The sequence below is a fragment of the Manganibacter manganicus genome (assembly GCF_002075885.1).
GTDB lineage: Bacteria > Pseudomonadota > Alphaproteobacteria > Rhizobiales > Rhizobiaceae > Mesorhizobium > Mesorhizobium manganicum.
Map to the genome: position 1 here is coordinate 1 of NZ_MDET01000044.1, position 11,239 is coordinate 11,239.

The window sequence follows — 11,239 nt, forward strand, 5'->3', positions numbered from 1 at the left end:
TGGCCTGCTGCCGGTTTTTCGGACACCAGGTTAAGCTAACATAGCTTGCTCCTCGAACTCGACGGGGCTGAGATAGCCCAGTGTCGAGTGCCGTCGCCGAGGGTTGTAGAAGCGTTCGATGTAATCGAACACATCCGCCCTGGCGTCGTCCCTCCTCCTGTAGACCTTGCGGGCCGTCCGCTCTGTCTTGAGCGACGAGAAGAAGCTCTCCATCGCAGCATTGTCCCAGACGTTGCCCGACCGGCTCATCGAACAGGTGATGCCGTGGTCAGCCATCAGGCGCTGGAACTGCTCACTGGTGTATTGCGATCCCTGGTCCGAATGATGAAGCAGGCTATCGGGTTTTCCTCTGCGCCAGATCGCCATGATGAGGGCGTCGGTGACGAGTTGGGCCGTCATCTCCGCCTTCATCGCCCAGCCGACGACGCGCCGGGAGAACAGGTCGACGACGGCGGCAACGTAGAGCCAACCTTCGGCGGTCCAGATGTAGGTGAAGTCGGCGATCCACTTCTGGTTCGGAGCCGATGCCTCGAAGGCGCGGTCGAGGAGGTTGTCCGAGACGGCGGTCCGCTCGCCGGCGTCCTTCGGCAGCCCACGGCGGCGCGGCCGGGCACGCAACCCGTTCTCCCGCATGAGCCTCTCGACGCGATGCAGGCCGCAGGACAGACCCTCGGCCAGGACGTCATGCCAGACACGACGGGCGCCATAGGTGCGGTCACTGCTCTTGAAGCTGCGGTCGATCCGGGAGACGAGTATCTCGTCGTGCCGCGAGCGGACGCTGGGGCTACGGTTGAGCCAGGCATGGAAGCCTGAGCGGGATACATCCAGTGCACTGCACAGCCATGCCACCGGCCAGATGCCCCGGTGCCTCGCGATGAAAGCGAACCTCATATCGCTTCCCTCGCGAAGTAGGCTGCGGCCTTTTTTAGGATGTCGCGCTCCGCCTTCAGTTTGGCGACTTCCTTGCGCAGCCGGTCGATCTCGAGCTGCTCCGGCTTCATCTGGCCATGACCGGGAAAGGCATGCTGCGGATCGGCAGCAAGATCCCTGATCCATTTGCGCAGCACGTTCTCATGGAGATCCAGATCACGGGCGGCCTGCGCAACCGCAACGCCCCGATCCTTCACCAGTCTCACTGCCTCAAGCTTGAACTCGCGGCTGAACTTCCTTCTCTGCATTCCCTCTCTCCAGTTCCGTTAAACACCTTATCTCGGTGTCCACGAAACCGGCAGCAGGCCAGCATGAACCCGCGAGCACCTAAATGGACTTTCTCGACACCTATTCGATCAAGGCCCGGCTTTTCCCTGCGCTTGTCGCTATGGCGCCGGCGCTGTCCCTGTTCCTCATGGCCGGCAGCTGGACTGACCCGGGCTTCCCGGAGGCGATCACCGCCATGACCATCGGCGTGCTGTTCTTCGCTGCCGCTGATCTGGCGAGGCGTGCCGGCAAGCACGTCGAAGCCCGCATGCTCAAGGCGACCGGAGGGCGGCATGAGAACCGTGAACTGACCTTTGAAGACACGACGATCGAGCAGGCCACCAAAGCCCGCTACCGTGAGTTTCTAGCAGCACAGGTTGGAATTGCCGCTCCAACCCGCGAAAGCGAAACACAGGATTCCGCAGCAGCACGGAGTTTCTATGCGGCATGCTACGACTACCTCAGGCTCAACACCTACGACACCGAGAAATTCCGGATCCTTTTCAACGAGAACATTGCATATGGCTATCTCCGGAATCTCCTCGGGCTGAAGCCTTACGCTATCGGCATCAACATCGCGGCCGCACTTGCGGCATGGGCGCTCTACAAATACCCGCCGCCGTTCGCCTCCATGACGGACGGAAAGCTGATGATCCAGGCAGGGCTTGCCGTTTGGCACGTTCTTTACCTCTCACTAGGCGTCACGGAACGCTCCGTCCTGGCAGCGTCCAAGCGCTATGCGCGCCAGCTGACATTTAGCTGTGAGACGCTCATCCTCAACCGAAAGGTCTAGCTTAGCCGCGTCCGATAACAGTGTTCCGTGTAGGTGTAAGCTGAGTTGATGATGCACTTGGGCCAACCGACAGCAGATCCGTAATTCACGATCCGGGAAAATGCAGGTTATCGAACGTCTTGTTTACTCAGTACTTTAGTGCGCTTGATTATAAGGTAGTGGTGATAGACTGCGAAAACTCGATCTAAGGACTTAGAAAATGAAGCGCTTAGCATTGTTCTTAGACGGCACGTGGAACGACGTCAGTTCCAACACGAACGTTTGGAGAATGAAGGCTCTTTGCAACCGCAAAGACGGCAACGATATCGAGCAGCGCCTGTACTATGACGAAGGCGTCGCAGGAGTGAGGGGTGGCGGATTCGGAAAGGGGTTAGGGAAAAACATACTGCAGGCCTACCAGTGGGTCGTAGAGAATTTTGAGGCGGGCGATGAAATATTCATCTTCGGATTTAGTCGCGGTGCTTTTACCGCAAGATCCGTTGCTGGTTTTATCGCAAAGTACGGCGTAGTAAGTGCCGGCGGCCCATTAGGGATCGGCCAGCTGTACGCGCGCTATCAGCAGCAAAAGAGTCCGACCCTCTATGAACTCGACCGACTCGCAGCGAACGGACAGGCTAATCTCACTTTGGAAGACCAGTGGATTAGACAGTTTTGCGTACATTCCCATATCAAGATGGTGGGCGTGTGGGATACCGTTGGGGCGCTTGGTATTCCAGTAGGCTCGTTTGAGGGCGTAAGCACCAATACTGTCAAGCGAAGCGAGGATTTGACCCCTTTGGCGAAGTGAGGAACTGACCCCCTTCATTGGTTTGTGGTTTCGCTGGTTTCGAGCGCCGGTCCGGTCTTCTGCAGAAGGCCGGACCGGCGCTTTTCGCGGAGGCGATAGCTGTCGCCGCGGATGGTGATCACGGTGGAGTGGTGAAGCAGACGGTCCAGGATCGCCGTGGCCACAACGGGATCTCCAAAAACGCTTCCCCATTCGCCCACGGAGCGGTTGGAGGTGATCAGGATCGATCCTTTCTCGTAGCGACGAGACACGAGTTGGAAGAACAGGTGGGCGGCGTTGGCCTCGAAGGGTAGATAGCCCAGTTCGTCGATGATCAGCAGCTTCGGTCGCGACAAGGTCGTCAACTGTTTGTCGAGCAAGCCGTCGGCGTGTGCCTTGGCCAGCATCGCCACCAACGTCGCCGCCGTGACGAACTGCACGTTGTAATTCTGGCGGATCGCCTCGCGGCCGAGGCTGACGGCCAGATGCGTCTTGCCCGTTCCCGGCGGCCCGAGGAACAGGACCGTATCGCCATGGGCGATCCAGCGGCAGGTTGCCAGTTCCCTGATCTGCTCCTGATCCAGCGAGGGCTGCGCCTCGTAGTCGAAGCCGTCCAGTTCGCGCACGAACGGGAACTGGGCGAGCTTGCTCGACATGGAGATGCGCCTCTCGTCACGGCGAGCGATCTCGCGCGAGACAAGGAAGGCCAGCGCTTCGCGTAAGTTCATTTTCGAGCGGGCCGCTTCATCCAGCAGCGTGTCGAGCTGGTCGCGGATCGCCGTCAGCTTCAGCCGATCGAGCGTTGCGATGAGCACATCGTGATCTACGTTCGTCATCACCAGCCCCCTCCGACAACCGCTTCGTATTCCGCAAGCGGCCGTAGCAAGGTGGTTGGAGCGACCTCGATGGGATCTGCGCGCACCGGCCCTTCGAAGCCGGCGACGCCGACAAAATGAGCACGATCCACGATCCGTTGTCGTCGCCCCCGGCACAGGGCATGATCGGCTACCACCTGGCCCGCATGACGGATGATCACCCGGCCGGCCAGAACCACGACCTGGACGCTCTCGCCGATCAGGCGCCAGGGGACGGAGTAGCTGTTCGTGTCCAGATCGATCGCGCAGTCGGCCTGGACCTTGCGGACCAGATCCCGCAACTGACCGAATGGAGCGCGGTCGGCCAGAGGACGTAGCGCCCTGGCTTCAGCGGCAAAACGCTCCGCCGGCGCGACGCCGGTGGTGCCATGTTCACGCTGGTCGGCGACCTCACGCGTCCACCGGTCCAGATGCGCCTCGAACGCCGCCCAGCTCTCGAACCGGCGGCCGGCGATCGCGTTCTTCTTGACGTAACCGACCCCGCGTTCGTCCTTTCCTTTCGTGCGCGCCCGATAGGGAGCACAGGCCCGCGGCGTGAACCCCCAGTACCGGGCGAAGGCATGCAGCCGCGCATTGAACCTCACCTCGCGCGTCACCGCGTCATGGTGCTCGACCAGCGCTTTCGCATTGTCGATCAGGACTTCCGCCGGGACGCCGCCGAACCGCAGGAATGCGCCTTCCATCCCCTCAAACCAGTCGGTCTGGCGCTCTCGAAGTGAGGCACGGATATGCATCCGGCGGGAATAGCCAAGTGTGGCGACAAACACATGGACCCGCACGCGCTCGCCCCCGATCCACACCTTCGTGTCGCCGAAGTCGATCTGCATCTGGTGACCGGGCGCCGTCTCAAAGCGAACCGTCGCCCGCTTCTGTGCTTTCAATTCCCGGCGCCAGCACTTCACCCTCAGCTCCACCGAGCGCAAGCCAATGACGATGCCATGCTCGCTCGCCAGCTCCTGACGAATGACGTCCGCGTTGCCGTCATGACGGAAAAAACGCTCTCGAAGCCAGTCATCCAGACCATCAAAGGCCGTCCGGCGCACAGGCTGGCGATATGGCACAACGCCGCCTTCCCGGAGATAGCGGCGAACAGTATTGCGCGCGCAGCCGAACTCCTGCGCAATCCGCTTCGCTCCCCAGCCAACCTCATGCAGTCGAACCATTGCTGAAATCTCTTCCCCCGACCGCATCTCCTCAACTCGCACTGTTTTCGACAATGCGAGGTTCGATGGAAATTCATCGTGCATCTACTGATCCTCTCAAAAACGAGGGGTCAGTTCTTCGTTTCGTTCGGGGGTCAATTTCTCATTTCGCCTGACAAATACTTTTAGCTGGATGCATACAGGGCTACGCGAACCAATACAGAATGCGTATCACGCGGTTGCTGTGGACGAATTACGGAAGAAATTTGCACCGACGTTGTGGACAATCAAAACTACGACGAAAAACAAGCGCACTCTTGAGAACGTTGAACAACGGTGGTTCCCAGGTGCCCATGCAAACGTCGGAGGAGGGTACTTCAGCGACCTGTTGGCACAGCGACCGCTACGTTGGATCATGAGCAAGGCAGAAAGCCTTGGTCTAGAGTTTAGGCGCATACCTGATCAGTTGGATGACGTTCATGAAGCCGCAATTTCTGACTCACATGGCGAGTTCCTAAGCGGGATTTACCGCTGGGTATCACCGCATTTCTCCCGACAGATCGGTGGTGGCAAGGTGCTGGTGGACGGAGCTGAAAGCCGTAACCTTTTTGAAACTATCGATCGCTCGGTGTTCGAACGGATGCAAGGGAACGGCAGCTACAGACCCCCGAATGTTCTCGAATGGTCTGCCCGGCATGGGTTTGACTGGGAAAAGTGTGACGCGACGACCGATGCCCATACAGCGAATCCAATCGGCTGCACATTCTAAAGTCGGGGGGTACTCGCAGGCCGGCCTAGTTCGGTCACGGTCTTTCTCGTCGTCCGTCACCTACCGTCTTCGCGGTTTGTTCGCAGAAATTGCAGTCTGGAACCAAGGCTCGCAGCCCGATGTCGATTGCGCAAGACGAAGGGGCTGGCTCGACGTAGCCAGCGGCGCCAGTCTGGCGCTTGTGACTTATTCCTAGTTGCCGCGGCCGACCTGCCTTACCGGCCAATACCGCTACGCCCTGGCGTCCTGCCTCGGGCCGACGACCAGTTCCCCTTCGGGCAGCGGCTCGCCCGTGAGGAAGCGCTCGGCGTTGCGCACGCCGCGGCGGAAAACCACCTCGAAATTCTCGATGGTCGCGCCGGCTAGGTGCGGCGTCGCCACGATCCCGGCCTGGTGCAGGAGCGGCGAGTTCGCGGGCGGCTCGGCGCTGAAGGTGTCGAGCGCGGCGGCCGCCACGTGGCCGCGCGACAGGGCGTCGTCGAGGGCCTGCTCGTCGATCAGACCGCCGCGTGCGCAATTGACGACGGTGACGCCGCGCTTCATCAGCCCGATCCGCCTGCCGTCGAGCAGATGGCGGGTCTGCGCGCTGAGCGGCAGATGGAGTGAGACGACGTCCGACCGGGAGATCAGCTCGTCCAGCTCGCTTCGCACGATCCCAAGTTCACGCTCCAGTTCGGCCGGCGCCGGCGCCGGGTCGTAATAGGCAAGCTCGACATCGAAGCCGGCCAGCCGCTTCGCCACGGCGCGGCCGATGGCGCCGAACCCGAGCAGGCCGACCATCTTGCCGGCGAGCTGGCGCTGCGTGCCGCGACCCTCTTCCTTCAGCCAGGCGCCCTCGCGCGTGCGGCGGTCGAAATAGGGCAGCTTTCGGAGTGCCGCCAGGATCATCAGCACCGTGTGCTCGGCCACTTGCGCGGCATTGCTGGCCTGCAGCCGCGCCACGGTCGTGCCGTGGCGAAGGCAGGCGGCGCTGTCGATCCGGTCGACGCCCGATCCGAGTTTCTGGACGAAGGCGAGGCGGGGTGCCGCGGCCAGCAGTTCGGCGTCGACGCCGGTGCCGATGATGAAGGCGATGTCGGTCCCGGCCGCGGCCCGGCGCCTGTCTGCCTCGCGGGCCGATCGCGTGAAGGTCATCTCCCACCCTTCCGGCAGGTGGGCCTCCACCAGCGCCTTTACCCCCGGATGCACGTCGTCCAGAAAGCTCGCCCTTATCGTCATCGCGGCGCTCCGCTCAGACCGGCCGCCTGTCCCGCCACGGCGTGGCGGTTTCCAAGAGGTGCGCCACCTGGAACAGCGTCGCCTCGTCGAACGCCCGGCCGCCGAGCTGGATGGAGATCGGCAGGCCGCCGTCGCCAAATCCCATGCAGACCGCGATGGCAGGGTAGCCGGTCAGGTTCCACGGTACGGCCAGGCTCGGCTTGTCCAGGCCGTCCCAGAGGCCGATCCCGTCGAGCAACGGCGCTTCGCCGGGCGCGGTGGCGGTGAGCAGGACGTCGACCGACCTCATGGCTTTGCCCATCTCCCGGCCGAGCTCGCGGCGCCGCAGCTGCGCCTCGATGTAGTCGTCGCCGGTCAGCATGGCGCCCAGCATCAGCCGGTAGCGCAGGCGTTCGCCATAGTCGCGCAAACGCGTCTTCAGGGTCTGCCCGTGCAGCGCCGCCGCTTCGCAGTTCATGATGACCTTGTTGGCCGACGAATAGTCCGGAAGCGGCGACAGAACGACGTCGCGGATGTCGGCCCCTTCGCCCCGCAGGATGGCGACGGTCTCGTCAAGCGCGCGCAGCACCGGCTGCGAGACCGGGAGGTCCGTCTCGTGGAAATGCCGCACGAGGCCGACGCGCAGGCCGCGGATGCCCTTGCCGATCCGGGCCGAAAAGTCCGGCACCGGCACGTTCGCGCTGGCGCGGTCGGTCGGGTCGTACCCGGCCATCTCCTGCAGCAGCAGCGCGCAGTCTTGCGCCGTCCAAGCCATGGGTCCGACCTGGTCGAGCGACGGCGCCAGCGGGATCACGCCCGTGCGGCTGCACCGGCCATAGGTCGGCTTGATGCCGGACGTGCCGCAGGCGGCGGCCGGCGCGCGGATCGAGCCGCCCGTGTCGGAGCCGGTGCCCCCGAGGATCATTCCGGCCGCGATGGCCGCCGCCGTGCCGCTGCTCGACCCGGCCGTGAAGTGGCGCGCGCTCCAGGGGTTCTTCGCCGGCGGCCAGGGCAGGTCGAAGGACGGACCGGCCAGGGCGAATTCCAGCGTGGCGAGCTTGCCCAGCATCACCGTCCCGGCCAGCGCCAGCCGCGCCACGACGGTCGCGTCGCGCGTCGGCACGTTGTGCTGCAGGGTTTTCGAGTGGGCTGTCGTCGCGATGCCGGCCGTATCGAGCATGTCCTTGTGCGCGATCGGAATGCCGTCGAGCGGGGTTTTGGGACCGCTTCTCAGGATCCTCGCCTCCGCCGCCCGGGCGTCGTCGCGCGCGCGATCCGCCGTGACCGTTATGAAGGCCGATAGGGCGGGATCGAGCTCCTCGATCCGGTCGAGGCAGAGTTGGGGACCATGAGGATTTGTGTGGCGGTGCCGTCCCTGGGGTAAAATCGGTATAGGGTGGGCGGTGATTTTCACCGAGGCCAGCCATCTTGAAACCACCGCGTCGGTCGAGCCGGCGTTCCGAGGGTGCCCAGACGCCGGACACGACGCCGACGGTCCTGCAATTCCGCATCTGGCTGAAGGGACTGAGCCCGATGGTTTGGCGGCGGGTGCAGGTGCCGGCGACCATGACCTTGCGCGAGTTTCACGGCGTTCTTCAGGTCGCGATGGGCTGGGAAGGCATCCATCTCTACCAGTTTGTCGTGCACACGGTCCGCTATGGCTCATGGGAATTGACTGCGGAACCGCCGGACATCGGACTTGACGCATTGAAGCTGCGCACCGGAAGCCGGTTCCTGTACGAATACGATCTCAATGTTCCGTGGGAGCATGAGGTGCGGCTGGAACATCAGTGCGCCGCCAAGCCGCAAATCCATTATCCCTGCTGCATCGGCGGTGCCGGAACTTGCCCGCCGGAGGATAGCGACGGGCCTGAGGCCTGGATCCTGCAGGAAGATGAAGCGCTCGGACTTGGACTGGATGAGGACCTCGCCAGTGCGCTGGAGTTCTTCGCGGACATCAGCGAGACCAGATCCTTCGCGATCCTCGATGATCCCGACCGGGCTGAGGAATTCCGGGAACTGCTTCTCCGCATCGACAGGCGCAACGCTCTTTTGGGCAGGACGTTCGAGCGGCAGACGGTGAACAAGCGCCTGCGGCAGGAGGAGCATCTCACCCTCATGCATCAGCAGATATGACTTCACCGTTTGAACCGCGATTGTTCGCCAGCAGATTGGCGGCGAGAAGGGCAACGTCGTCACCACGCTCATGCCGGATGCCGGAGAGCAACGACCGTGCCGCTGGCGCGGTGACCTGATCGAACTTTCGGCGCAGGGTCGCGGCGGTCGTTTCCGCATAGTGCCGTGTCGTGGTGATGTTTTCGTGGCCGAGGAAGCGCTGGACGTCGGTGATGTCCATGCCGAGCGCCAACAGCTTTGTCGCCATCGTGTGCCGCAAAAGATGCGGATAGACCCGCTTTGTGATCCCGGCCTTGCGAGCGACTTGCCGGACGATCTGACCGATGCGCTGGCGGCTGTAGGTATAGGGCAGCGATCCTTTGCCCCGTTCCCGGCTCTGGAACAGGGGGCCGGCACGCCTTGTGCCGATATGAAGCCGCAGCATCTGTGTCAGTTCCCGCCGGATGGGGACTTCCCGGTGCTTCGATCCCTTTCCGCGCACGACGACGATCACGCGCTCTGCCAGGCTGACATCCTCGATGCGCAGGCGGGTGAATTCGGAAACGCGCAAGCCGGTTTCCAAAAGGGTCTGAAGCAGCAGGCCCGTCGCGCCGCTCGCCTCGTAGGCCTGGTCAATGAAAGCCAGTTCTTCCTCGATCGTGAGCCGGTTGATTGACGTTCTCTTTTCCGGCGGCGCGGAAAGACCGGCCTGCGCGCGGGCCCGTTTGATCACCGCTTTGCTCTGCAGGTAGTCGATCCCTTCCCGGATCAGGATTGTGGCGACGGCGTTGGCGGCACGCTCGATCGAGGTCATGATGGTTTACCAGATGATTTTCGGATTGCTAACTGGTGAGAGATATCACCGTTGCCGGCGAAAGCGGAGGGCAGAAATACGCGGATCGGACGCGATGAGCTTTCCACTTCGCCCGTTCTGGAAAACCCGGCAAGGAGATGCAGCATGCAGGTTCGGATCGTCATGGAACTCATCGGTGACGACGGCGAGGAGATCGGTCGGGAGATCATCGCCGACATGACAAAGATCACAACGGGTGCGGAGGATCTCGGCCTATCGCTCGCCGAGGGCAAAGCCCTGCTTGCCGGGCTTCAGCAGAAGATGGTGGAGACGCAGGTGAACCTATGGCTAGCGGAAAACCGTGAGACGGACGGCCGCCGGTTGCGGCACAAGGGATACTATCCCGTCACCTTCCACACTCTGTTCGGCGATGTCCGGCTCAGGAGTCCGCGATACGCGCTGCCGGAAAGTGAAGGACGCAATGGGCCGGGCACGGTGTCGCCGTTGCGGCAACTGATCCCCGATCACATTGCACCCGAGCGGCTGTATCTCGAGACGCGCTGGGCTTCGCTCGTGCCATATGCCGCTGCAGCCGAGTTGTTGGCCGATGTGTTGCCGATCGACTGCGGGATCAACGCCACGACGGTGCGGCAGCATGCGCTGAAAACGGCTGCCCGAATTGAGCGGGAGCTGACGGAAGAGCGCGTCTCTTTCATGCAGGATTCGTGTCCGCAAGACTGGACGAACCTGCCCATTCCCGACGGCCGCATTGTCATTGGCCTTGATGGTGGCTACATCCGGGATCGTGACGACCGGAAGAAGAATTTCGAGCTGATCGTCGGCCGCTCCCTGCCCGAGGACGGTGAGCCGCGCTATATCGGCTTCGTTCATGGTTACGACCGCAAGCCGCAGCGCCGAATCCTCGACCATCTTAAAAAGCAGGGCGTGCAGGCCAATCAGGATATTACCTTCATCACCGACGGCGGCGAGGAAGTTCGCTCGCTCGCCGAAATGATCGCCCCGGCCAGCGAGCATGTCCTGGATTGGTTCCACATCACCATGCGCATCACTGTGCTTCGCCAGTTCGCCCAAGGCCTTCGCCATCATGACAAGGAAGCCGGCAACGGCCTGCTGGACATGCTGACCCGGATCAAATGGTATCTGTGGCATGGCAACACCTACCGGGCGCGTGAGGAGATCGATTGGCTGCTCGACGATGCCGAAGCCACGGAAACCGACTACCCGAACATGAAAAAGTTTCTGACAGTGATTGGCGAATTCCGATTCTATATCGGATCAAACCACGCCAGCCTGATCAACTATGGCGAACGCTACCGGTCCGGAGAGCGGATATCATCCGCTTTCGTCGAGGCGACCGTCAACGCCGTTGTCAGCAAGCGTTTCGCCAAGAAGCAGCAGATGCAATGGAGCCGGACAGGCGCGCATCTTCTGCTGCAAACGCGAACGCAGACCCTCGACGGCTCGCTACGGTCGACCTTCGAGAAGTGGTATCCTGGCATGGCAAACGATAATCACCGAAATTCCGACAACCAGTCCGCAGCGTAGCTGCCACACAAATCCTCATGGTCCCC

Annotated in this window: 11 protein-coding genes and 1 pseudogene; 6 read left to right on the forward strand and 6 right to left on the reverse strand. The window is 62.2% G+C overall.

The annotated features are described in order from the left end of the window. Positions 1 to 30: 30 nt before the first annotated feature. Positions 31 to 1,178, reverse strand: a protein-coding gene (locus BFN67_RS19155; protein WP_139789152.1) for an IS3 family transposase whose coding sequence is annotated in 2 segments (ribosomal slippage) — positions 31 to 929 and positions 929 to 1,178 — 1,149 coding nt in all. Because the reading frame shifts where the segments join, the coding sequence is not laid out codon by codon here. A gap of 140 nt (positions 1,179 to 1,318) precedes the next feature. Here BFN67_RS19155 and BFN67_RS19160 point away from each other — a divergent pair. Next, positions 1,319 to 1,990 (forward strand): hypothetical protein, encoded by a 672-nt coding sequence (locus BFN67_RS19160; RefSeq protein WP_139789263.1) that lies wholly within the window; start codon positions 1,319 to 1,321, stop codon positions 1,988 to 1,990. A 199-nt stretch (positions 1,991 to 2,189) separates the two neighbouring features. Continuing rightward, a complete protein-coding gene (locus BFN67_RS19165) occupies positions 2,190 to 2,777 on the forward strand; it encodes a phospholipase effector Tle1 domain-containing protein (protein ID WP_080921117.1) in 588 nt (195 codons plus the stop codon). A gap of 14 nt (positions 2,778 to 2,791) precedes the next feature. Here BFN67_RS19165 and istB read toward each other — a convergent pair whose 3' ends face one another. Both istB and istA read right to left on the reverse strand, forming a co-directional pair. Beyond that, positions 2,792 to 3,592, reverse strand: coding sequence for an IS21-like element ISSme2 family helper ATPase IstB (gene istB, locus BFN67_RS19170; protein ID WP_080921118.1), 801 nt, complete (start codon positions 3,590 to 3,592; stop codon positions 2,792 to 2,794). After that, the gene (gene istA / locus BFN67_RS19175; RefSeq protein WP_080921119.1) at positions 3,592 to 4,878 is read right to left on the reverse strand and encodes an IS21 family transposase; all 1,287 of its coding nucleotides are present in this window, start codon (positions 4,876 to 4,878) and stop codon (positions 3,592 to 3,594) included. Before istA ends, istB begins: the two co-directional genes overlap by 1 nt. Positions 4,879 to 4,945: 67 nt before the next feature. On the opposite strand from istA, the pseudogene BFN67_RS25260 reads away from it, so the two are divergent. Both BFN67_RS25260 and BFN67_RS24960 read left to right on the forward strand, forming a co-directional pair. Next, positions 4,946 to 5,182, forward strand: a pseudogene (locus BFN67_RS25260) (T6SS phospholipase effector Tle1-like catalytic domain-containing protein); the annotation flags it as partial. A 6-nt stretch (positions 5,183 to 5,188) separates the two neighbouring features. Next, positions 5,189 to 5,542 carry a hypothetical protein gene (locus BFN67_RS24960; RefSeq protein ID WP_245295344.1) on the forward strand — a complete coding sequence of 118 codons (354 nt, stop codon included), beginning with the start codon at positions 5,189 to 5,191 and terminating at the stop codon, positions 5,540 to 5,542. A 231-nt stretch (positions 5,543 to 5,773) separates the two neighbouring features. On the opposite strand, the gene BFN67_RS19185 is transcribed toward BFN67_RS24960, so the two are convergent. Both BFN67_RS19185 and BFN67_RS19190 read right to left on the reverse strand, forming a co-directional pair. Then, positions 5,774 to 6,760, reverse strand: coding sequence for a 2-hydroxyacid dehydrogenase (locus BFN67_RS19185; RefSeq protein WP_080921121.1), 987 nt, complete (start codon positions 6,758 to 6,760; stop codon positions 5,774 to 5,776). 13 nt (positions 6,761 to 6,773) lie between these two features. Further along, positions 6,774 to 8,153, reverse strand: coding sequence for an amidase (locus BFN67_RS19190; RefSeq protein WP_158083543.1), 1,380 nt, complete (start codon positions 8,151 to 8,153; stop codon positions 6,774 to 6,776). A gap of 14 nt (positions 8,154 to 8,167) precedes the next feature. Here BFN67_RS19190 and BFN67_RS19195 point away from each other — a divergent pair, with 14 nt between their 5' ends. Continuing rightward, a complete protein-coding gene (locus tag BFN67_RS19195; RefSeq protein ID WP_245295193.1) occupies positions 8,168 to 8,875 on the forward strand; it encodes a plasmid pRiA4b ORF-3 family protein in 708 nt (235 codons plus the stop codon). On the opposite strand, the gene BFN67_RS19200 is transcribed toward BFN67_RS19195, so the two are convergent. Further along, positions 8,856 to 9,668 (reverse strand): tyrosine-type recombinase/integrase, encoded by an 813-nt coding sequence (locus tag BFN67_RS19200; protein WP_080919176.1) that lies wholly within the window; start codon positions 9,666 to 9,668, stop codon positions 8,856 to 8,858. The genes BFN67_RS19195 and BFN67_RS19200 overlap by 20 nt on opposite strands. A gap of 144 nt (positions 9,669 to 9,812) precedes the next feature. Between BFN67_RS19200 and BFN67_RS19205 the strand changes: the two genes are divergently transcribed. Then, positions 9,813 to 11,213: an ISKra4 family transposase gene (locus BFN67_RS19205; protein ID WP_080919177.1), complete on the forward strand. Its 1,401-nt coding sequence runs from the start codon at positions 9,813 to 9,815 to the stop codon at positions 11,211 to 11,213. Positions 11,214 to 11,239 lie beyond the last annotated feature (26 nt).